Origin of the sequence: Streptomyces typhae (assembly GCF_009755605.1) — a bacterium.
Classification (GTDB): domain Bacteria; phylum Actinomycetota; class Actinomycetes; order Streptomycetales; family Streptomycetaceae; genus Streptomyces; species Streptomyces typhae.
Genome location: NZ_WPNZ01000004.1, coordinates 180,390 through 202,292, shown reverse-complemented (window position 1 = coordinate 202,292; position 21,903 = coordinate 180,390). Strand labels below are relative to the sequence as shown.

The 21,903-nt window shown below is 71.9% G+C and carries 20 protein-coding genes; 13 read left to right on the top strand and 7 right to left on the bottom strand.

The annotated features are described in order from the left end of the window. The first annotated feature begins 217 nt into the window (after window positions 1-217). Window positions 218-652 (top strand): Rossmann-fold NAD(P)-binding domain-containing protein, encoded by a 435-nt coding sequence (locus tag GPA10_RS09290; RefSeq protein WP_246258961.1) that lies wholly within the window; start codon window positions 218-220, stop codon window positions 650-652. 37 nt (window positions 653-689) lie between these two features. Here GPA10_RS09290 and GPA10_RS09285 read toward each other — a convergent pair whose 3' ends face one another. After that, window positions 690-1,301: a TetR/AcrR family transcriptional regulator gene (locus GPA10_RS09285; protein WP_157165063.1), complete on the bottom strand. Its 612-nt coding sequence runs from the start codon at window positions 1,299-1,301 to the stop codon at window positions 690-692. An 85-nt stretch (window positions 1,302-1,386) separates the two neighbouring features. On the opposite strand from GPA10_RS09285, the gene GPA10_RS09280 reads away from it, so the two are divergent. Together GPA10_RS09280 and GPA10_RS42295 are read left to right on the top strand one after the other, a co-directional pair. Beyond that, the gene (locus GPA10_RS09280; RefSeq protein ID WP_343040578.1) at window positions 1,387-2,400 is read left to right on the top strand and encodes a saccharopine dehydrogenase; all 1,014 of its coding nucleotides are present in this window, start codon (window positions 1,387-1,389) and stop codon (window positions 2,398-2,400) included. 297 nt (window positions 2,401-2,697) lie between these two features. Continuing rightward, window positions 2,698-2,940: an isochorismatase family protein gene (locus GPA10_RS42295; protein WP_246258960.1), complete on the top strand. Its 243-nt coding sequence runs from the start codon at window positions 2,698-2,700 to the stop codon at window positions 2,938-2,940. Window positions 2,941-3,003: 63 nt separating this feature from the next. Here GPA10_RS42295 and GPA10_RS09270 read toward each other — a convergent pair whose 3' ends face one another. Continuing rightward, on the bottom strand, window positions 3,004-3,825 hold the full coding sequence (locus GPA10_RS09270) for an alpha/beta fold hydrolase (RefSeq protein ID WP_425505705.1): 822 nt from the start codon (window positions 3,823-3,825) through the stop codon (window positions 3,004-3,006). A 214-nt stretch (window positions 3,826-4,039) separates the two neighbouring features. Here GPA10_RS09270 and GPA10_RS09265 point away from each other — a divergent pair, with 214 nt between their 5' ends. After that, window positions 4,040-4,918, top strand: a complete 879-nt coding sequence (locus GPA10_RS09265) for a glycoside hydrolase family 19 protein (protein WP_157165231.1) — start codon at window positions 4,040-4,042, stop codon at window positions 4,916-4,918. Between the two features lie 163 nt (window positions 4,919-5,081). On the opposite strand, the gene GPA10_RS09260 is transcribed toward GPA10_RS09265, so the two are convergent. The 3 genes from GPA10_RS09260 to GPA10_RS09250 form a co-directional block, all read right to left on the bottom strand. Next, window positions 5,082-6,062: a helix-turn-helix transcriptional regulator gene (locus GPA10_RS09260; protein WP_343040577.1), complete on the bottom strand. Its 981-nt coding sequence runs from the start codon at window positions 6,060-6,062 to the stop codon at window positions 5,082-5,084. 93 nt (window positions 6,063-6,155) lie between these two features. Then, complete coding sequence (locus GPA10_RS09255) at window positions 6,156-7,283, bottom strand: FAD-dependent monooxygenase (RefSeq protein WP_246258959.1); 1,128 nt, start codon at window positions 7,281-7,283, stop codon at window positions 6,156-6,158. A gap of 196 nt (window positions 7,284-7,479) precedes the next feature. Then, window positions 7,480-8,442 carry an alpha/beta hydrolase gene (locus tag GPA10_RS09250; protein ID WP_157165060.1) on the bottom strand — a complete coding sequence of 321 codons (963 nt, stop codon included), beginning with the start codon at window positions 8,440-8,442 and terminating at the stop codon, window positions 7,480-7,482. 147 nt (window positions 8,443-8,589) lie between these two features. On the opposite strand from GPA10_RS09250, the gene GPA10_RS09245 reads away from it, so the two are divergent. From GPA10_RS09245 to GPA10_RS09235, 3 genes are all read left to right on the top strand, one after another. Beyond that, window positions 8,590-9,243: a TetR/AcrR family transcriptional regulator gene (locus GPA10_RS09245; RefSeq protein WP_157165059.1), complete on the top strand. Its 654-nt coding sequence runs from the start codon at window positions 8,590-8,592 to the stop codon at window positions 9,241-9,243. Between the two features lie 77 nt (window positions 9,244-9,320). After that, a complete protein-coding gene (locus GPA10_RS09240) occupies window positions 9,321-10,157 on the top strand; it encodes an AraC family transcriptional regulator (RefSeq protein WP_343040637.1) in 837 nt (278 codons plus the stop codon). Between the two features lie 84 nt (window positions 10,158-10,241). Beyond that, entirely contained in the window at window positions 10,242-10,709 is a 468-nt protein-coding gene (locus tag GPA10_RS09235) for a cupin domain-containing protein (RefSeq protein WP_157165058.1), read from the top strand. A 189-nt stretch (window positions 10,710-10,898) separates the two neighbouring features. Here GPA10_RS09235 and GPA10_RS09230 read toward each other — a convergent pair whose 3' ends face one another. Together GPA10_RS09230 and GPA10_RS09225 are read right to left on the bottom strand one after the other, a co-directional pair. Continuing rightward, window positions 10,899-11,672 carry a calcium-binding protein gene (locus GPA10_RS09230; protein ID WP_058852124.1) on the bottom strand — a complete coding sequence of 258 codons (774 nt, stop codon included), beginning with the start codon at window positions 11,670-11,672 and terminating at the stop codon, window positions 10,899-10,901. A 197-nt stretch (window positions 11,673-11,869) separates the two neighbouring features. Next, window positions 11,870-12,385: a lytic polysaccharide monooxygenase auxiliary activity family 9 protein gene (locus GPA10_RS09225; RefSeq protein WP_058852123.1), complete on the bottom strand. Its 516-nt coding sequence runs from the start codon at window positions 12,383-12,385 to the stop codon at window positions 11,870-11,872. A gap of 583 nt (window positions 12,386-12,968) precedes the next feature. Here GPA10_RS09225 and GPA10_RS09220 point away from each other — a divergent pair. From GPA10_RS09220 to GPA10_RS09195, 6 genes are all read left to right on the top strand, one after another. After that, window positions 12,969-13,685, top strand: coding sequence for a Crp/Fnr family transcriptional regulator (locus GPA10_RS09220; RefSeq protein WP_157165057.1), 717 nt, complete (start codon window positions 12,969-12,971; stop codon window positions 13,683-13,685). A 229-nt stretch (window positions 13,686-13,914) separates the two neighbouring features. After that, window positions 13,915-14,748, top strand: a complete 834-nt coding sequence (locus GPA10_RS09215) for a nucleotidyl cyclase domain-containing protein (protein WP_343040576.1) — start codon at window positions 13,915-13,917, stop codon at window positions 14,746-14,748. Between the two features lie 5 nt (window positions 14,749-14,753). Next, the gene (locus tag GPA10_RS09210) at window positions 14,754-17,444 is read left to right on the top strand and encodes a hypothetical protein (RefSeq protein ID WP_343040575.1); all 2,691 of its coding nucleotides are present in this window, start codon (window positions 14,754-14,756) and stop codon (window positions 17,442-17,444) included. Then, window positions 17,437-18,837 carry a hypothetical protein gene (locus tag GPA10_RS09205; RefSeq protein ID WP_198351547.1) on the top strand — a complete coding sequence of 467 codons (1,401 nt, stop codon included), beginning with the start codon at window positions 17,437-17,439 and terminating at the stop codon, window positions 18,835-18,837. The genes GPA10_RS09210 and GPA10_RS09205 overlap by 8 nt, the downstream gene beginning before the upstream one ends. After that, window positions 18,834-19,385: a Pycsar system effector family protein gene (locus GPA10_RS09200; protein WP_157165056.1), complete on the top strand. Its 552-nt coding sequence runs from the start codon at window positions 18,834-18,836 to the stop codon at window positions 19,383-19,385. The genes GPA10_RS09205 and GPA10_RS09200 overlap by 4 nt, the downstream gene beginning before the upstream one ends. Window positions 19,386-19,579: 194 nt before the next feature. Next, window positions 19,580-21,859: a VWA domain-containing protein gene (locus GPA10_RS09195; protein ID WP_343040574.1), complete on the top strand. Its 2,280-nt coding sequence runs from the start codon at window positions 19,580-19,582 to the stop codon at window positions 21,857-21,859. Window positions 21,860-21,903: the final 44 nt, after the last annotated feature.

The window sequence follows — 21,903 nt, the reverse complement described above, 5'->3', positions numbered from 1 at the left end:
CACCGCGCTCCCCCTTCGGCCCGGGGGCTGGCTACACCTTCCGACGGCTTTCCGGCAGGTCTACGAGGGTCTACGAGGTACGAGGCCCGCAACCGTTACCTGGAGAGTGCCCGGCGGCACAGTAAGTGAGGACCGTAGGGGAACCTCATCCTCCACCTTCCGGGCCGCGCACCCGGCGCCCCACGACCGCAAGAACATCGCCCTGCACAAGCAGAACGTGGCCGATGCCTACGCCGACGTACGGTGGCGGGCGCCCGAACTCGTGGCGGCGTTCCTCGACCACCCGGCTCCGTTCTTCGACCCCCTGACCACCGTCCGGGTGCCCTCGTGGTCCCGCGGCCGGGTCGTACTACTCGGGGACGCGGCGGCGGCGACAGCCTTGCTGGGTGACGGGTCGAGCATGGCGATGGCGGGCGCGTACGCCCTCGCGGAGGAGCTCGCCGCCCACCCCGGTGACCACGTCCGCGCCTTCGCCGCCTACGAGTCGCGGCTGCGCCGCGAGGTGGGTCCGCGGCAGCGACGCGTCGGTCTGCTCTCCAGGTTCATGGTGCCCCGCACCCGTCCGGGCCTCGCGGTGCGCAACGCGACGGGCCGCGCGGTCGCCCGCACGAACCGGGCCGCCTCTCGCGAAGCCGCGCACGCGAACCGGTAGACCGAGTCCGCGCCGACCTCTCAGGTGAAGACGGCCTCTAACGGTCGGCCTTGGCGTCGGGACCGCCGGCCTTGGTGTCGAGGCTGCCCAGAATGAGGCCGGTCAGCGCGGTGACCGCCTCGCCGTGGGTGGTCCGGCCTCGGTTCAGTTCGGCGGCGATCGCCTCGGCCGCGCCCAGCATGCCGACGCAGCCCAGCCGGAGGGGCGGGAGCGCGAGGCCGGAGTACGGTAGCAGCGCCGCCGCCATCAAGTCCGTGTAGCTGTCCGTCAGCTCGTGCAGGACCGTATCCATTTCCGGGTTTCCCCTCAGCGCGGCGGATACGGCGCCGAGCTCCGGCATGTCGGTGGCGCAGGCGAAGTAGGCGGTGCTGATGACTCGGGCGGTCTCGCCGGCGCTGGGTGTCGCGTCCTGCAGTGCCTGTGCGATCGCGGCCCGGTGGCGTTCGTCGAGTCGCCGGTGGAGAGCGAGCAGCAGGCCGGGGCGCGTGGCGAAGTGGTCGTACGCGATCGGCCGGCTCACCCCGGCTTCCTCCGCGAGGGTGACCAGCGTCAGACCGTCGGCGCCGTGCGTGCGCACGATCGCCGCGGCGGTGTCGAGCAACTGCTCCCGCCTGGCCTGTTTGGTCAGGCGGGCCGGTGTCGTGGCCATGGTCCCCCCTTGTGTTCGTACTCCAACTTAGGCTACAAAAAGTAAGTTACAAAATGTAGCTTCGTGGATGTGAGGAGAAACCGCAGTGGGGCAGCCGGAATCGGTACTGATCTTGGGTGGTACGGGGCAGGCGGGTGCGCGGGCCGCCGCCTTCCTGCGGCAATGGCATCCGGACCTGCCGCTGACGATCGCGGGGCGGGACATCGGCCGCGCCCGGCGGGTGGCCGACGAACTGGGCACCGCGACGGCGGTGACCACCGATCTGCGGCGCGGCGATCTCGGCCTACCGGCCGATCACCACTACTCGGCGGTGATCGCCGCACTGTGGGACAACCACCTGAACGGGCTGCGCTACGCACAGCGGCGCGGGTTGCCCTACCTCAGCATCTCCAGCGGCCTGACGGACATCGCACCGGAGGTCGTCGCGGGCGCCCACCGGACAGGTGCCGCACCGATCCTGCTGGCCAGCCACTACTGCGCCGGAACCGTCGTCCTCGCGGCTCTGCACTCGGCCCGGCCGTTCGACCGGATCGACAACCTCCGCATCGGTGCCGTCCTGGACGACCAGGACACCGGCGGGCCCGCGGGAGGAGCGGATCTGCAGCGGTGGTCCACCGCCACCTCGGCGGGGATGGTACGCCGGGACGGAGTCTTCACCTGGATCAGCGGCCCCGGCGCACAAGCGGACGTGCGCAGTACCGATGGCACCGTCGTGCCCGCCCAGAGCATCGCCATCCTCGACGTGCCGAGCCTCGCTCTCGCGACGGACGCGCCCGATGTCCGCTTCGACTTCGCCGTCGGCGAGTCCGCCGGCCGACGCCGCGGCGAACCCGCTTCCTTCGAGGTCCGGATCGACATCGAAGGCGCGGGCCGAGGGGGCGCGCCGCTCGGCACGAGCAGCTACCTGGTCCATCCGGCAGGGCAGTGTCCCTTGACCGCACTCGGCATCGCGCTCGGCACCGAGCGGCTGCTCGGGCTGCGCGGCGACGCCGTCACGCCGGGCATCCACACTCCCGAGACGCTGCTCGACCCGGCCTACGCGGTCGAGAGGATGACCGAGGCCGGCGCTGTCTTCATCGATGTGTCCGGCGTCGGCTGACCTGCACCGCGGGGGAGTCGCGCCCTTCTCCGTATGCCGCCGGTCGCCCGCGCGGGGCACCCGGTACGCGGCCCCGGCGGAACCCCTCCGCTCCCTTCGCGCCACCACCTTCAGCACAGGACGCACACCGTGGGCAGGGCTGGACCGACCGCACGCCTTGCGGTCTCTCCCGCACGCCGACACCGACTGGCGCCGGCCGGGCCCTGCCGAGGTGTGGGCCCCGATGGGCTGCCACCCCGGCGAGGCCATCATCCGCAAGCCCTCCTACGGGGCGTTCTACGCACCCCGCTCGACACGATGCTGCGCAACCTCGGCCGCGACACGGTCATCGTCACGGGAACGCTCACCAACTACTGCTGCGGCACCACGGCCCGGCAGGCGTACGAGCGCGGCTACAAGGTCGTCTTCGGCTCCGACGTCACGGCCACCGACGACGAGTCCCGCCAGGAACCTGAACTCGCGGTCCTGCGCAAGGGTTTCGCCCTCGTCCTGACCGCCGAAGAGATCACCGACCGACTGGCCACAGCCACCTCGACATGAGCCGGTGTCCATGGGTCTCGCCGGTGTCCATGGGCCGGATGACCCGCTCAGCGGCCCCGCAGCTCAGGCCGACGCGAATTCCGCTGACAGAAGGGCCAGCAGTTGCCCGGGTGCGTCCTCCTGGAGGAGGTGGCCGGCGCCCTCGATCCAGTGCAGCTCCGCCTGCGGGACGTGTTCGTGCAGCCACTCGGCGTACTCCGGGGGGAGGATGCGGTCCTCGCGGCCCCAGACGATCCGTACCGGGATCGAGATGCCGTGCAGCAGCTGCTCGTACGCGGTCGTGTCCGCCTGCCTGATCTGGCTGTACTGACGGTAGAACGCCGCCTGGCCCTTCTCCCCGCGCCACGGAGCGAGGAAGGCGTCGAGGATCCCCGGCCGGAACCCGGTGTGCGTGGCATGCCGCAGATGGGCGGCGACCAGCGCTTCGTGCGCGTAGCCGGGAAGCTCGCGGAAGACCTCCTCGTGCTCGAGGAAGAGCTGGAAGAGTCCTCGCTCCCAGGCGCCGCCGCTCACCGCGTCGAAGAGAGTCAGGTCCCGGTAGCTCCTCTGCTCCAGCAGCAGGGTCCGTAGCGCCACGGCCCCGCCGATGTCGTGCGCCACAACGCTGGGGCGCGACAGCCCCCAGTGGTCGAGGAGCCGGGCGAAGTTCTCCGCGTGGGCCGCCAGGCTCAGGTCCTGGCCCTCGCGCTGCTCGGACTGGCCGAAGCCGAGGTGGTCGAAGAAGAAGACCTTGCGCTCACGGGCGAGCGCGGGAGCGATGTCCCGCCACAGGAAGGAGGAGTACGGTGTGCCGTGCACCAGTACGAGTGGGTCTCCGCTGCCCAGCGTCGCCCACCGGACCACTCCTTGGGGCGTCTCGAATTCCTCGTCCAGTGTCCAGTCCACAGCTGCTCTCCTCTCCTGCCTCATGGGCACCACCTTCCACACGAAGCGCGCTTCGATGCCTCAGCGGCCGGGATCTGCTTGGTCCGTTCGGTGGCGCGCCTCGCGCATACAGGTCCAGACCTTGACAGGTCCAGACCAGTAGGGATTGAGTGACCGGCACGTCACGTGGGCCCGCCGAGGTGCTCGGCGCGTCGCGCCGAAGGAGTGAGCAGCGCTGAATCGCATCAAGAGGTTCCTGGCCGCACTGGGCGCCGCCGTCGCCACGGCCGCCTTCCTCCCCGCCGCCGCTCCCGCCGCGGCGGCCGGGGACAAGCCCGCCTGCGCGCCGTCGTGGAGCGCCACCACCGCCTACTCGTCCGGGGGCACCGTCTCCCACCACGGGCGCAACTGGAGCGCCAAGTGGTGGACCCAGAACGAGAATCCGGGCGCCACCGGCGTCTGGGCGGACCGGGGTGCCTGCGCCGGAAGGGTGTCGGACTTCGTCATCAGCGAGGCGCAGTTCGACGCGATCTTCCCGGAGCGCAACCCCTTCTACACGTACCAGGGGCTGATCGACGCGCTGCACGCCTACCCGGGCTTCGCCAACACGGGTACGCCGCAGACCCGGGCGCGGGAGGCCGCCGCCTTCCTGACGCACGCGGACTTCGAGTCGGTCGGGCTGCGGTACGTCAAGGAGATCAACGAGGCCAACTACGGGCGCAAGTGCGACGACAGCCGCCCCTACGGCTGCCCGGCGGGGCGGAAGGCGTACTACGGCCGCGGCCCGATCATGTTCAGCTGGAACTTCAACTACAAGGCCGCCGGTGACGCGCTCGGCCTGGACCTGCTGAACGACCCGTGGATGGTGGAGCGCGACCCGTCGGTGGCCTGGCAGACCGCCCTCTGGTACTGGAACACCCAGAACGGCCCCGGCACGATGACCTCCCACGAGGCGATGGTCGGCGGCGCGGGCTTCGGCCAGACCATCCGCTCCCTCAACGGCGCGCTGGAATGCGACGGCGGCAACCCGGAGTCGGTGGCCTCAAGGGTGGCCCGTTACGAGCGGATCACCGCGATCGTCGGTACGGCGCCGGGGTCCGGGCTCACCTGCTGACGCGGGCCGCTGCCCGCACCGGAGCTGCCGCCGCCGGGTCTCGATCCCCCTGCCGGAGAGGAACTGGAGGGGGACCGGAGAGGAGCCGGGGGGGAACCGGAGAGGAGCCGGAGAGGAAGAGGTGTCGGGTCCGAAGCTGTTCCGTTCATCTGCGCTGTTCCGTTCATCTGCGCGTCGCGGTCTCGGAGGGCAGTTCCGCGAAGCGGTCGCGGTACTCGCGGGCGAAGCGGCCGAGGTGCGCGACACCCCACCGGTAGGCGATCGTGCCGATGGGGTCGGCGGAGGTGAGGATGTCCTCACGGATGCGGTCGAGCCGTAGGTTGCGGACGTAGGACATGGGGGAGAGGCCCAGCCTGCCGCGGAACAGGGAGCTGAGGGTGCGCGGGCTGCAGCCCGCGGCATGCGCGATGCCGTCGAGGCCGAGACGCTCGGCGAGGTTCGCCTCGATGAACGCGAGAGCCACCCGCAGGGGGCGCGGGTGACCGGTTAGCGGACCGTCGCGCAGCTCGGCGGTGTGTGAGTGCGGCTGGGCGAGGAGCAGGGCGGTGACGAGGCAGCGCAGTTGGCTGCGCTGGAGCTCCGCGCGCCGGAACAGGGGTTCCGCCGCGTCGAGTTGCGCGACCAGGGAGCGGAACAGGAGCCGTACCGCTCGGCCCTCGGGCCGGGCCAGGTCGAGGGCGAAGTCGAAGCGTACAGGGGACACCGGCGGGTGCCCCCGCAGCGCGGCGAACTCCTCGTCGACCAGGGCGGCGTCGACGCGCAGGGCCAGGAACCGCGTCCTGCGGCCGGGCAGGGGCCGCAGTTCCTGGGTGTCGCCGGGGTTGGCGATGCCTGCCGTGGCGTCGTCCAGGGTCGCCCGGATGTCGCCACGGGATGCCGAAAGGGCGCCGGAGAGACCGACGTTGACGAAGTACGAGCCGCAGCGGCCGGACACGGCCGAGGTGACGCGCACATCGAGGGGTGAGGCGAAGCAGCCCACCGCGAAGTCGTGCGCGGCTGCTCCGCGCAGTTCGTGCACGCCGCCGCACAGCTCACCCAGCGGCGAGGCCGCGATCGAGCCGCCGAACAGGCGGGTGGTGGCGTTGAGCAGGTCGGCGGGGTTCCGCGACCTGGTGATGAGGTGGTTGCACAGCGGTGTCGGCACGATGGTGGGCCCTCCTTGAACGCCCATTGTCGGTCGGCACAGCACCTGTTGCCCTGCATGGTGTCCGGCTGCGGTCGGCGGGGCCGCCGCCGCTCACACAGGCTCGGCCATCAGCCGGTGACAGGAATCGACCAGCGGATATGCCTCGTGGTGGCGCCGCGCCCGCTCCAGGGCGACGATCGTCACCGAGGTCTCCACCAGCGTTCGGCACCGCCGCCTGCGCCGCCGGACGAAGGCCTGGAGCCCCGCGCCGACGGAGTCGTGCCGTCCGAGTTCGCGGGCCAGTACGAGACCGTCCTCGACGGCCAGGGCGGCGCCACTGGCCATCTGCGGGGCGGGTGCGTGCGCGGCTTCACCGATGACCACGGCTCCGCCCCGGTTCCAGGCACCTTCCAAGAAATCCGTCAGGACCGGACGGCGCACCACCGCGTGCGACGCGGAGATCAGGGGGAGGAGCTCCGCCACCCTGCCCTGGAAGGGTTCGAGCAAGTGACGCAGGCGCGGGGCGAGTTCGGCGTCGGGCAGGCTGCTGAGCCCGACGCCGTTCTCCGTCAGGAACACATACGCCTGCCCGTCCGAGACGGGCACGAGTCCGGCCGTGCCGGTCTTCCCGGCGAACTGATGAATGCCGACGGCCCAGCGCGGACGGGGCACCAGGGCCCGCCACACCATCTGGCCGTGGAAGGCGCGCGCGGACGCGAGCCCCAGCAGGTCCCGTGTCGACGAGCGGATCCCGTCCGCGCCCACCAGCAGCGCGACCTCGCGGACCGTCCCGTCCGACAACCGCACGCGGACCGGACCCCCGTCCTGGTCCACCGCGGCGGCGGTCAGGCCATGGCGCACCACGACACCGCGCCTCTCGGCTTCCGCGTACAGGATGCGATGCAGTACGGGGCGCGCGATGCCCGCCATCGCGGGCCGTCGCGCGCCGATGAGACGCGGCAACCGGACCGTGTCGGCGGGCTCGCCGTGCACGTCCACGTGCGTGATGGCGCTCATGCCGCAGCCCTCGGCCAGACACGCGTCCGCCAGACCCAGCGCGTCCAGCGCGCGCAGCGCGGGGCCGGTCAGACACAACCCCCACCCGGACGTCGCGTCCGGCGGGCCGACTTCGGCGATCTCGACCTGCCACCCCTCGCGCGCCAGGGCGGTGGCCGCTGCCAGACCGGCCACGCCCGCCCCCACGATCAAGGCTGTCCTCGCACCGCGGTCGCTGTCCATGTACCCCTCCAGAGCGCCGATTTCCGCATCACCGTAGGGGGCGCCGACGCTCCGCCTTGTCCGCATCAGGCAGGGACCATCCGCTGTCGGCAGACACGCGGACGACCCCGGACCCGGATGCACCGTCCTCCCCTTCCTCCGTCCCCCCCTTCCTCCGTCCTTCCGTTCCCCCGTCCTCCGTTCTTCCGGTACTCCGCTACTCCGCCAGGGCTTCGCGGAGGAACGCGAGGATCTCCGCACGGGCGGCCGCGGCCTGCGGTTCCACGCCGGGGAGGGTGAGGAACGCGTGCTTCGCGCCCGGGTATTCGGTGAGCCGTACGGGCGTCCCGGCCGCGTGGAGCCGTTCGGCGTAGCGGCGGCCGTGGTCGGCGACGGCGTCCCGGGTGGGCACCACCACCAGCGCCGGGGCGAGGCCGCCCAGGTCGTCCGCGTACAGCGGTGACACCGCGCGGGCGTCGGTGCCCGGCGGGACGGCGAGTCGCTGGAAGTAGCGCAGCAGCGGCAGGGCCCGGCTCGGGCTGTAGGCGTACTCGGTGATCGAGGCATGATCGAACATCGTCGCGGTCACGTCGACGGCCGGGTTGACCAGTACCTGCGCCGCGAGCCGCAGCCCGGCCTCCCGGGCCCGGAGGGCCGTGAGAGCGCTGATCAGCGCTCCGCAGCTTTCGCCGAACACGGCCGTACGCGCCGGGTCGGCGCCCCACTGCGCGGCGTGCCGCACCACGTGGTCGAGTACGTCCCAGCCGTCGTCGGCGGCGTCCGCGAGCGGGCTGTCCGTGGCCACGAGGCGGTGCTCGACCGAGACGACGAGGGCGGGCAGCCGGGCGGCCAGGTGGCTGTTGGTCCAGTCGCACTGCGTCGCCGTACCCACGAAGCCGCCCCCGTGGACATGCACCACGAGCGGCAGGTCGCTCGGCACGGCGGCCTCGTCGTCACCCGTCGGCACCGGCCGGTACACCCGGACCGGCAGGTCGCGGCCGGGCAGTGCGACCACCTGCCAGGTGATCGCGGCGCCGGGGTCCGGTTCCCCGAGGTACGCACGGGCCGCCGCGGAGGCCCGGAAGCGGTTCTCCGCCTCGCGGTAGACGAGCAGTTCCTCGGGCGTCAGCGTCGAGAAGTCCGGCTCCTGCGGCCGTGTCACGGCAGTGATCTCGCTCATGGCTCCTTCTTCCCCCCGGGTCGGGTGCCGGGTGCGACAGCATGTTGTCCTCAGTATGCACGCAGTGCGTGCATCAGCAAGTGCATAGGTTAGGCTGAGCGCGCCGGGAGAGGGGCGAGGGAGCCACGAGAGGGGCGACGGAGCGAGATGACTGGCCGCAGGCGATGGTCGACCGAGGAGATCCTGGACACGGCGGCGCAACTGCTGCGCTCGGGCGACGCCGAGTCGTTCAGCGTGCGCAAGCTCGCCGCGGCGCTCGGGACCGACTCCTCCAGCCTCTACCGGCACTTCCGCAACAAGACCGAACTCCTGCGCGCGGTGGCCGACCGCATCCTGCTTTCCGCCATGGACGGCTACCGCCCCGAGGGCGACTGGAAGCAGCGCGTCACCGCCCTGGCCCTGCGCGTGCGCGAGGCGTTCGGACAGCAGCCGCAACTGGCCGCGGTCTGGGGGCGCTACGGGTCCGGCGGGGCCGGATCCCGCCTGGTCATGGAGGAACTGCTGCAAGCCCTGCGCCTGTCGGGCCTGCCCGACGAGGAGATCCCGGCGCGCTACCACCGCCTCGTGATCCTCATCGTCGCACTGATCGCCTCCGAGGCCGGGATCGGCACGATCTCCCCGGAGGAGTACGAGCAGGGCATGGAGCAGTTCCGCGTCGCGGTGCTCGGCGCCGACCCCGAGCGCTTTCCCGCCCTGGCCCACTTCGCCCGTGACATCCGCCCCCTCGGGGCGGACCGCCGCGCCGCCTTCGACGAGCTCATCGCCGCCCAGCTCGCCCGCATAGAGAGCCAACTCCCCTGACGTGCGGGAACTGACGAGGGTGGAGGTGACGTGCGGGAACTGACGAGGGTGGAGGTGACGTGCCGGAACTTACGAGCGTGGAGGACCACACGGCTACCGGGGTCGTTGCGCGTCCGGCGCCCGCCCTGCGGAGCTACGTCGGCTCGTACGTCGGATTCGACCTCCGCGGGTTCCCGACGGGGGTGCACTGCGGTCCGCCGGGCCGGGTCCTCACTGCGGTGATCAGTCTGTCCGGCCCTCTGGAGATGGCGTCGGGCGTCGACGACGGTTCACCGGTCACCCGCTTCGACAGCGTGGCCGGGGGCCTGATGCGCCGCTCCGTCGCGATCCACCACGACGGGCGCCAGCAAGGTGTGCTGGTGTCGCTGACACCGCTCGGGGCTCGGGCTGTCTACGGCGTGCCCGCCGCCGCGCTCGCCGACCGGCTGGTTCCTCTCGACGAACTTCTCGGGGCGCTCGGTGCCGAGTTGGTCGACCGGCTCCGGGCGGCGACGACATGGGCCGGGCGGTTCGCCGCGCTGGACGAGTTGTTCCTGCGAGCCGTGGGCCGCACCGGCGGCGGCGACCGGGTGCCCCGGACGGGTCCCGAGGTGGCCGAGGCATGGCGCCGCCTCGTCGCCGCGCGGGGCCGTGTCCAGGTCGGGGCGGTCGCCGCGGAGCTGGGCTGGAGCCGCCGGCACCTCACCGAGCGGTTCCGCGACGAGGTGGGCCTGTCGCCGAAGACCTTCGCCCGGGTGCTGCGCTTCGAGCACGCGCACGACCTGGCGACGGCGCACGACCCGCTTCCCTGGGCGGGGGTGGCGACCGTCTCCGGCTACGCCGACCAGGCCCATCTCGTACGGGACTGGCGCGAGTTCACGGGCCGGTCGCCCACGGCCTGGCGTCGCGGCGAAGTCCTCCTCGGGGGCGGGTAGCCGCCGGCCGGCCTGCCCGTCGCGTAGGCAGTCGTTCCCATTTCTTCAAGACCACGCGATCGTCGTCCTGTGACGATCGTCGGCATGAGACTCGTCAACAATGAACGCAACGCCATCGACCTGCGGACAACCCCGGTGCACCTCGGGCTGGGTTCGAGAGCGAAATCAGTCGAGGGTTTCGCCTGGGACCCGGAGGTTCTCCAGGCCTACAGCGCCGCAGTCGCGGCGGACGGCGCCGAGGGCCGACTGGTGACGATCTTCGACGGCGACGGCCCCGGCGACCACTGGGAGTGTCACCCCGCCGGTGACGAACTGGTCGTCTGCGTCAGCGGGTCGGTGACGGTCACCCGCGACGTGGACGGGGTGACCGAGCGCGTGGCGCTCGGTCCTGGCGAGGCCACCGTCAACCCGGCCGGGGCGTGGCACGCGGTCGACATGGCGGAGCCGTCGACGATCCTGACCATCACCGCCGGCCTCGACACCGACCACCGTCCCCGGACCGGCACCCGCCCGCCTGAGCACGCAAACACGCCCGGCGCGCAAGCGACGTGATGAGGCTCGTGCCTGCGACGCGCTTCCCTGCAACGCGTGCCCCTGCAACGCGTGTCCCTACGACGCGCGTCTCTTCGGCACGACGCCGATTCGGCCCGGCATGCGCGGGGATGCCCCGTGAGGGGCATCGCGCTTGAGCGAAGTCGGCCCCGCGTTCGCGGGGCCGACGAGGCCGAGGGAAGGCCCGGCCTACGGCAGGACGATGTTCCGGCCCGGTCCGCCCCGGACGGTGTCCTTGCCGGAGCCGCCGACGATCAGGTCGTTGCCGCCCTCGCCGTGCAGCGTGTCGTCGCCGGAGCCGCCGAGGAGGGTGTCGTCGCCGTCGCCGCCCATGACGTGGTCCTTGCCGGAGCCCGCGTACACGAGGTCCTTGCCGCCGTACCCCTCGATCATGTCGTCGCCCCGGCCGCCCCACATCCGCTGGTCGCCGTCGTCGCCCATCAGGTGGTCCATGCCGTCGCCGCCGTCCAGGACGACGCGCCCCATGACCATGTCGTCGCCCTCGTCGCCCCGGACCGTGTGGGCGGTGTGCGCGTGCAGGGTGTCGTCACCGGGCCCGCCGCTGACGGTGGCGACCCCGGAGTCGCTGGTGGCGATCTCGTCGTCGCCGTCGCCGAGGAAGACGTCGATCCGGTCCGGCCGGGCGCTGCCGGTGGGCAGTTCGCAGACGACGTACGTCTCGTCGCCCGGTTCCAGGTACGTGCAGTGGTCGCCCGGCTGGAGCGGGACCGCGTCGCGGAAGCCGATGCGCCGGACCCCGTCGCCCTGATCCATCGGCACCACGTGGAGGTCGTTGACCTGCCCCGGGGCCGCGGTGAAGGTGATGGACTGCTTCGCCCAGTCGGCGCCGACGCGTGCCTTGCCCCCGGGGGCGGCGGAATCCGCGGCGGCGGGGGCGGCGGCGAGACCGGTGGCGAGCAGGGCCACGGCGGCCGCGCGGGCGGTGACTCGGTGGCGGTTCATGGGACCTCATCTCGATGGGGCCGGGGACGCCCGGAGCGGACGGTGCCCGCCCGCTCCGGGCGCCGGCGGAGCCGGGTCGTGCGCGGTGGTGCGGTGGTGCAGTGATTCGGTGGTGCGGTTGTGCGGTGGTGCAGTGATTCGGTGTTGCCGTGTTGCGGTGTTGCCATGGTGCCGTGGTGCCGTGTTGCGGTGGAGGGTCAGCTCACGTTGACGTCCACGCAGGCGTAGAAGGCGTTGGGGGTGTCGGCGATGTTCCACACGGCCAGAACCTTCTGCTTGCCGGAGAGGCTGCCGAAGTTCACCTGGTGCGTGACGGTCTCGCCGGGCCGCGCCCCGCCGTCGTTGAACTCGGCGATCTTGCGGCCGCCCGCGTAGTACTGCCAGGTGCTGGTGGCGTGACGGGCGGTCAGCCGCCAGTTGAAGCTGGTCGTCCTGCTGACCGGAGTGGCCTTCCAGCCCTTGCTGTCATCGTCGAGCTCGCGGAACGCGGAGTTGCCGCCACTGCAACTGGTCAGGCCCTTGGGACCCTCGACGCTCTGCGGCTCGTACTTGATGGCGCCGCACGAGACGACACCGGAGGCGCACTGGGCCTGCCGGCTGGGCGGAGAGGATATGTAGCCGTGCGCACTCGCGCTGCCGGCGGGCAGGCACACGGCCAGGAGCGGGGCGATTCCCGCTCCGATGGTGACGGCCAGCATCTTCTTGCTCTTCATGACAACTCCTCTGTGGGGGTGGGAGCTTGTCCGTACGAAACGGACAAGCGTGTACATGACAAGCGATGTCACATATGAGGGTGGGGCCTTCATGTGCGACGATGGAAGCGTACCCCGTTTGGTCTAGACCAAGCCATGATTGATTTCGGCGGGACAGTGGCGGGACGGTGGCGGGGCAGCGCCGGGTCGGTGGCGGGCCGATGGCGGGCGCGGTGAACAAGTGCGGCGTGACGGGCCGGGTCCCTACACCCTCGACGCCCCAGTCCTCCCCCTGCAAACCTGACTTTCCGCCAACTCCGCCTCGGTCGAACGGGCCTTCGCGCGGACACGGTCGACTGTTCGAGTCTCCGGTCTGACCTCAAGGCTGTTCCTTCGGGCCCGGGTGCCCGGCGCACGCGCTGCGGATGGGCTCGGTGGCAGTGGAGTGCGGACTGCCGCGGTGACGGAGCCACCCACCTGGCATTTCGCAACTACCCTTCGGTATTTGCAGTGTGGCGTATTTCACGCGGCGAGAAACTCCACTCTGCCAGCATCAACTCCCATCGAAATTCCGCGTGTCCGGACTGCGACGGGGGGGTCGGTCATGGGGCTGCTCGACAATGAGCCGGCGTTCGCACAGGCACTGACTGCCCAGGAGTACGAGAGCGTCATGGCTCTGGGCGGCCGGGTGCGCTACCCGGCTGACGCCCATCTCCTGACAGAGGGGGACCGGTCCAGCCACGTCGTGATCGTCCTTCGAGGATGGGTGACCGTATCCGTGGTGACGGACCGCGGAGCCACCCAGCTGATACTCGGACTGCGCGGTCCGGGCGAACTCCTCGGCGAGATGGCGGCGTTGGACGCGCATCCCCGCAGCGCCACCGTGCGCGCGTTGGGCCCCATGGAGGGGCAGGTCATATCGGGCGACGCCTTCCGCCGCTTTCTCACCCTGCACCCCCGGGTCAGCGGCCTGGTGATACGGCAGCTCACATCCCGGCTCCGCAGCGCCGACCAGGAGCGCTCCGCGCTCGCCTCGCTCACCGTGCTACAGCGGCTGGCAAGCCGACTCACCGAACTGTCGAGACCCAGAGCCGCCGGCCCTTACGCCGCGCCCGCGTCGGGGCCCGCGGGCAGCCCCTCGATCGCGGTCGTCCAACTGGCCCAGGACGAACTTGCCGCCACCATCGGGGCCACCCGGGAGGCCGTCGCCAAGGCCCTGCGGCTCCTGCGCACCCAGAAGCTGGTGCGCACCGGCAACCGCATGGTGGAGATCCTCGATCCGGCCCTCCTCGCCCTCCTCGCGGACGGCCATCGCGAGTAGATCCCCCGGCCCGCCGTGTGTAAACGGCTACAGACGACGCTCGTCCCGGGCCCGATGCTGAGGGAACGGGCCACCTCCACGGACGACTTCTCCGGCAGTACGAACGATCTCTCCGGCAGTACGAACGATTGCTCCGGCAGCACAACCGATCTCTCCGGCAGTACGAACGACTTCTCCGGCAGCACGACCGATCTCTTCGGCAAGTGGACAGAACACGCAGGGGGCATGGGTGAAACACGACGCGCTGGAACTCACCGAGGCGCACTACGAGTTGGTGATCAGCGTCGACGCCAGACGGTCGGGCGAGTACGACGACGTCGACAAGACCCGGATGCGGGACCGCGTCTACCGGGTGCTGGAGACGGCGTTCACCCACGCCAAGGTGGCACGGGACGCCGTGCACATGGAGGACCGCGGCGACGGAGTGCTGCTGGCGGTCGCGGGAAGGATCGCGGCGAGCCGCATGCTCGGCCTGTGGCTGATCGAGGCGCACGAGAAGCTGCGGGACGAGAACCGCGGCCTGGTCGTGCCCCTCGGCCTGCGCATCGGCATGAACATCGGCCCGGTGCGGCATGACGCCCGGGGCATCAGCGGGCGCGCCGTCGACCTCGCCTGCCGTCTGGCCGACACCGCCGTCGCCCGTGAACTGCTCGACGCGGAGAAGGCGAACCTGGTCCTGGTGACCTCCGCTTCCCTGTACGAGGAAGTCGTCAGCACGGGCGGCAAGTTCATTGAGCCCGCGCACTACTCCCCGGCGCGTCTCGAACTCAAGGAGGGGGAGGTCACCGCCTGGTTCCACCTCCCCGGGCGGCCGGCCCCGAAGATCCCCGGGACCTCGCCGGCACCGCCCGCACCGCCCGCACCGGCCGCTGGCCCCCTGCCCGGCGACGACGATCCCGCCCACGGCGACGAAGGGGAGACCGGCGACAACGGCACGCCCGGCTCCGCCGGCGTGCGTTACGACGTCGCCGGTGACATGTCCCACCACCATCACAACGAGTACCGGGGCCCCGTGCACATCGGCCGGAACATCGGCCGCGGCACCGAGCAGGGGAGGGGCTGAGCCGCGTGCAGGACGACGAGCGGGCGGGCGGCGTGACCGACGAGGCCTCCGCGAAGCAGCACGAGGGCAGGTCGCCCGGCGCCGACGACAAGAAGGCCAGGGACGAGCGGGTCCCCGACGACCGGGGCAAGGCCAAGGGCAACGACAAGAAGTCAGCCGATGACGAGGACGAGACCGCGTCGAAGGAGCGGGAGAAGGAACGCGAGAAGGAACGCGAGAAGGAGCGGGAGCGAGAACGAGCCGCCGGGCGGTTCAAGGAACGCACCCGGGACCCCCTCGCCGACGGCGACGGCGAGGACGCGACCACCGATCTCGCCGCCGCCGCGCGGACGCGCCTGGCCACCAAGCAGCTCTTCGACGTCCAGCGTGACCTCATCAGCTTCGCCGACTCGCGCCTCCAGAGCGCCCACATCGGTGACAACATCAATTTGATGCTCGGCCCGCGGCGGCTCGGTCCGGGCCTGCGCAGCGGCCCCGTGCCCGAGGAGGAACTGCTGCGGCTGCGGCAGGTCCATGTGGAGCCGCAGGGGTATGTGAGGCTGCGCACCGCCCTCCGCGCCCGTCGGCTGCTGGTACTCGGCGCCGCCCCCGGTACGGGACGCACCAGCACGGCGCTCTCACTCCTCGACGAGGTCACCCGGCGCCTGCTGGACGGCACCGACGACGAGCCCGTCGTCGGCCTGCGGGTGATACGCGTCGATCCGGAGGGCGGGCCGCGGCAGTTGGCCCAGATGCTGGACGGCGAGGACGAGGGGACGCGATGCGGTACCGGCTATCTGCTGGAGCTGTCCCTCACCCGTCCGGGGGCGCTGCCCCCGGACGAGATGGACCTCGACGAGCTGGCGGCGGCCCTGGCCCGCCAGGAGGCCTTCGCTGTGATCGTCGTAGCCGTGGGCTCGGCGGCCAACCCCTTGCTCGCCGGGCGGTACGGCATGATCTGCCCGCCCGCGCCCACCGAGGAACTGCTCGCCACCCGCCTGCGGGAGCGGCTGGAGGATCGCGCCGCGGAGGCCGGGGAGGACGAGGCCCCCGCGGCCGGGCTGCTGGCCCGCGCCGAGGGTCTCGCGGACCGCGAGGAGATCAAGGACGCGGTCGGTCTGAAGGACCTGCGCCCGGCCGAGGCCGAGTTGCTCGCGTCGTTGCTGGCCGGACACGTGCGGGGGGACGTCTCGTACGAGGAACTGCTGTCCGGCTGCCGCAGCCTCGCCGCCCGCCAGGCCCACGAGTGGTTCGCCGGAGTGGACCGGGTGCTGACAGCACCCCGGGCCGACACGGAACAGCCGCACGGGAAGGCGCGGCGGTCGGCTACGGCGACGCTGTTCCACCCGGTGGCGTTCCGTATCGCCCTGGCCGTGCTCGGCGGGGCCTCCTACAGCTCCGTTGCTACCGCCGCCCACCTGCTGACCTGGGAACTGTCGGTGCAGTGCGATCCGGACAACACACCGGCCCGCCCGCTGTTCTGCGACGACCCGGAAGCCGATCAGGCGCTCTCGCGTGCCGAGGTGGTCGACGGCAAGGTCGAGGTGGACGGGCACGACGTGCCGGCACAGCTGATCTGGTACCGGGGCTCCGCCCTGCCGTCAGCGGTGCTGACCGAGCTGTGGGACCGGCACTTCCCCGTCCGGGCGCCGGTGGTGCGCTGGCTGCGGATGCTGGCGGACGATCCGCGCTCGCAGGTGTGGATGCGCGCCGCGGTCGCCGCCGGTGAGCTGTGCGTACGGGACTTCGACCACGGTTACACGGAGCTGATCCGGCCGCTCGCCGAGGCGTCCACGCCCCTCCGGAAGATCTTCGCGGCCACCACCATGGACCAGACCGCCGTCCACGCGTCACACCGCAAGGCGGTGCACAAGCTGGTCGGTGACTGGAGCAGGAACGGCACCAAGGCACTGCGCTGGACGGCGGCGATGGCGCTGGGATACGGCAACGCCGCCGCCACTACGGGCGACACCCTGGACGCCCTCGCCAGGATCGCGGTCCGCGACGACGGGGAGCAGTTGGCGGTCGCCTCCTTCAACGTCGTACGGCTGCTGGCGCTGCCGGACGCCGCGGAGGTGCTGGCACGGGTGGGCGAGTGGACCCACCACAAGCGCGAGCCGTATCAGGACCTGGGCCTTGTGACCACGGTCCGCCTCGCGGTGACCACCGTGGAGGAGGTACTGACGGACGACCCCGAGTTCCTGTCGGGCGGCCCCGGTTCCCTGTGGGGCGACCGCGGCGACTGGCCGCTGCCGCTCGCTCTCGCCGCAGCCAGGCCCGAACTGGTCGACCCCATGGCGGACCTGCTGTGGACGGCGCTGAACACGGCCCGGTCGAGGGACGTGGCGGTGGACGCCCTGGAGACGCTGCTGCGCTCGGCCGTGCGCAAGGACGGCTCCGCGTGGGCGCGGCCCGGCCTTGCCGCCCTGCTGCCGGCGCTGGTGACCGAGGGGCACGACCAACGGCGCCTCGACTGGCTGCTGCGCCGCATGATGGCCGACCCGGAGAGGCCGTTCCCCGACGCAGCGGCACGCGACCTGTGGTGGCTCGCCGTCGCGCCGGAGGACGGCGTGGCACGCAGGAACGAGCCGCGCCAGGACGGACCACGTCGGGAAGGCCCAGGTCAGGAGAGGCCCCGTCGGAACACATCGCGCCAGGACAGGGCACGCCCGGACCGGCCGCGCGGGGAGAGGACACACGAGGAGAGCCATGGCTGAGGACGAGAACGGAGCCGCAGGCGCGGCCGGGGGAGGGCCTGCGGCCTCGGGGCCCGCGGGCCCGCTGCTGAAGGACTACAGCGCGTCGGCGGCCGGACTTCCGCAGGTGACCACACGGACGGCGGTGGTGCAGTTCTACCGGAACGGCGGTTACAGCGTGTTCAGGGTGTCCGGTGTCCAGCATGTCGGCAAGCGGGCGCTGGCCAGGCCGCACAGCATCTGCGAGATCGCGCTCGGCACCTATGTGACGCCGCTGCGGATGGAGCTTCCGGCCATCGGCGGCACCACCTTCTTCAAGGCGGAGGTGGACATCCAGTGGACCGTGGTCGATCCCCACCTGGTCGCCCTGGAGGTAGTGACCGATGTCGCGGGCCGGCTCACCTCCCCGGTCCTCGAGCGGCTGTGCGAGGTCACCACCACCTACCGGGTGAATGAGGCGGAGCAGGCCAACCGTGCCATCACGCGTGAGTGCGCCGACGGCAGATGGGCCGACCTGGGCTCCGAACTCGGCCTGAGGGTGCGGCTGTACGTACGCCTGCGGGTGGACGACCGGACCATCGAGCACGCCGACGAGGAACGGGACGTGCACGCTCGGGCGAAAGTGACCCGGCTGCGTCAGGACTCGTTCCGGCGCATGCTGCAAGGGGGTGAGCTGGAGCAGCTCAGCTTCATGCTGGCGGCCGACCCGGAGGGGGCCAAGGAGTTCCTGGAGAAGATCCGCCAGGAGGGCCGGCAGGACGAGAGGGACCGCGTCGACCGGCTCTTCGCCATGGCCGCCCAGGGCGAACTCGCCACCGTCGACGTGGAGACACAGGTCCTGAACCTCCTCAACCAGGGCGTCGCCCGACCGGTGGTGGGCCCCATCGGGACGGTTCCCGCCCGTCGGGTGCCGCGGCAGCTCGAGCCCGCCACCGACCAGTCGTTCACCCCGGGCTGGGTGTCGGACGAGCCGCCGCGGCGACCGCCCAGAGGGGCGGAGCCCTCCCGCGCCGAGCGGGGGCGGCGGAGGCCCGGTCCGTGGGAGTCGCGCCGGGAGGAGGACGTCGACCACGACGAGCCACGCCCCCGCACACGGCGCGACACACGGCGCGACACCCACTGGCCCGAGCTGGACGCCACACGTGACGACCCGCGAGTCGAAGGGCGCGACGACCCGCGTGCGGAACGGCGCGACGACGCCGCGTACGACGGACCGCACACCCCGGCCGACCACGCGCCCTACCGGCCCGAGCCGCTCTTCCCGGACGACCGGTACCGCGACGACGACCGGTACCGCGACGACGACCGGTACCACGACGGCGACCGGGACCACGACGACCGGGACCAAGAGCCCCCGCGCCGCCCCATCCGCCCCGAAGTGGGCGGATGGTCCTGGGCGGAAGAGGACCGATGACTGCCGACGGGGCGACACAGACCTCCCCCGACCCGATCGTGCCCGCGCCGGACGGGGGTCGGCACCGTCGCGAGGGGTCGGGGGAGCGCGTCGCCGAGCGGCTGCTGAGCACGGCGCGGGAGGACCTGGGGAGGGCGGACTCCAAGGCGGCCGTACTGCTGTCGGCGACGCTCGCCTCGCCCGCGTTCCTGGTCGGATGGCAGGGCGGCCCCGACTGGGACGGTCCTGCCGACGTGACGCTCGTCCTCGCCGGTGTGCTCTGGGCCGTCGCGGTGACCGCGCTGGTCGGTGCGCTGATGCCGCGCACCGGCACGGTCCGCGGCCGGGAGGCGGTGACGTACTTCCGCGACCTGGTGGCGCCCGTCGACCCCGTGAAGGTGTCCGCCGGGCTCGCCGAGGCCGGGCGTGATCCCGCCGGATGGCTGCTCCTCCAGGTCGTCGACGTCAGCTCGATCCTGTCCGCCAAGTACCGGGCCATCCGCTGGGGAGTGGGCTCGCTCGCTCCGGCGGCGGCTCTGGCCCTGGTCTGGGACATGACCGCCCGCTGACCCCGGTCCGATCCGGCCCCGCACCGCACGGGCCACCACACATCACGCGAACACCGAACGCACAGCGCAGACACAGCGAAGACGAAGACACAGCGAAGACACAGCGCAGACACAGAGCAGTGTCGGACACGAACCGAGGATCAGGGGACGCCGTGGGACGAGTCACGGGAAGACGGCAGACAGGAAGGGGCCGGGTGCGCCGCGCCCAGGTCTCGTTGGCGGTGGGCGGCGCCGCGGTGCTCGTGTCCCTGCTGGCACCGGCCGGTCACGAGCCGGTACCGGCGGCGGACTCCGCGCCGTCGTTCCCGGCCGTCAATTACGCGGTGGCCGTGGACGAGTCGGCCAGTCTCACGCCCGCGGACCTGAAGGCGGAGAAGGCCGCGGCCACGCGCATCGCGCTGGGTGACGTCTCCTCGTCCTCCCACGTCACGGTCTTCGGCTTCGCCGCGGCCGAGTCCGACGACCAGCGCGCCGTGGACCCGGTATGCCCTCGTACCACGCTGGACGCCGCGGGCCGCGAGACGATCGGCGACTGTGTCGGCAAGCTGCGCGGACGCAAGAAGAGCGAAGGCACAGGCACCGACTTCCCGAGCGCGATCCGGCAGGGCGTGCACGACCTGACCGAGGGCACCGACGAGTCGGAGCCACGGGTGTTGTTCGTGCTGACCGACGGGAAGATGGACGTCGCCGACAGTCCTCAGTACGGCGACCCCGCGCACCGCGAGGCCGAGGGCGAACGGCAGCTGAAGGCGGCGCTGAAGGAAGCCGCCCGGCAGCGCGTCCAGGTCTGGCCGCTGGGTTTCGGCTCCGACCCGGACAAGAAGCAACTCGACCGGATCGCCCTCGGCGGCTACCAGAAGGGCTGCACCGAACTCCCTTCCGCCACCCCCAAGGCCCACAAGGTCTCCGACGCGGCGGACGTCGGCACCACACTGGAGAAGATCTTCGCCGCCGCTCACTGCCTGCGCCACGAGGAGGGGCCCAGCGAGCGGCCGCCGGCCTCCCTGGAGATCGGTATCTCACCGCTGGCGACCGTGGGCAGCATCGTCGTCGACAAGGGGGACCCCGAAGTCGAGATCACCTACTTCGACCCGTCCGGTGACGAGGTCCCGACATCGGGGACGTTCAAGAAGTCCCGGTTCGAGCTCGCGGGCGGCAACGGCACCGTCGAGGCGCTGAAGGTCGTCGACCCGCTGCCCGGCACCTGGAAGGTGAAGGCCGAGGCCCCGGAGGGGCACCGCTCGCTGCCCGTCGCCGTCAGCGTGTTGTGGCAGGGCGAGCTGCGCGGTGCCATCACCATGGATCCGCCCTCTCCGCAGGCCGGGGAGAAGGTCACGGTCACCATGCGACTACAGACGCGCGAGGGCTACGAGATCAAGGACCCGCGCGACTACGAGGGGTTGCGCGTCCGCAGCGAGCTGACCGGGGACGGCTTCTCCCCGAGGACACTCGACCTCACCGACGACGGCAGGGGACCCGACGACGGTCCGAGCGACGGCTCCTTCGCCGGCACCACCACGATCCCGGCGGACGCCGACGGGGCGCTGCTGGTGAGAGCCACCCTGACCGCCTCGGGGCTGAGTGCCGACACCCGCAGCGGACGAGGCGAGGTCGTGGCCGGTGAACTGCCCGTCAAGGCCGCGCTCGACCTGCCCACCGTGCGTACCCACCCCGGCGGCGAGGCCACCGGCAGCCTCGATGTCAGCAACGCCACCGGCGCCCCGCACACCCTGCGTCTGTCCGTCGCCGACGTGCGGGACGGGCTGCTCTCCATCGAGCCCAGCAAGATCACCCTCAGGCCCGGTGAGCGGGGGACCCGGAAGGTGACGGTCAAGGCCGCCCCCGCGGCCGCCTTCGGGGAGCGCCTCGGTGCCGGCGAACTGAAGCTCGCGGGCACCGTCACCGTCGTCGACGCCACTGGCGAGGACCGGGTCCTCGTGCGGTCTCCGCTCTCCGTGCACGTGACGCCGGAGCCCGGCATCTGGGAGAAGTACTGGTGGGCCTTCGTGTCCGGCATCGTCCTCGTCGTGACGGCCGCGGTGGCCGTGGCCGCCTGGCTGCGGTTGCGCAGGCGCCGCAGGGACCCCTTCGGCCTGGTGCTGCGCCTGGTCACGGAGGACGGCACCGTACTCAACGAGCACAGGGCCGGACACGGGAACAACAGGCAGTGGTACGAGTTCGCCGTCGCCGAGGCTCACCGCAGCCCGCGCATCGAGCGGCGCCCCCACGGCCCGTACGCCGTCCAGAGGCGCCGCGAGGGCGGGGCGGTGCTCCGCACCCAGGGCGGCAGCCGGACCGCGGTGCCTCCGCACGGCCAGGTCCAGCTGACCGACGCGCTGAGCCTCGCCCTCGGCGAGGTCAACCGCGGCGCGGGGCGCCGACCACGGACCGCCGTAGCCACCACCCCCACCGCCGACTCCAGTTCCGGCGCGGGTGGAAACGGGGGCGGGTACGACGACAATCCGTACCTCTGACGCGCGGGGAGCGGGCGGCGCACGTCACCGCCTCGTCCGCCCCC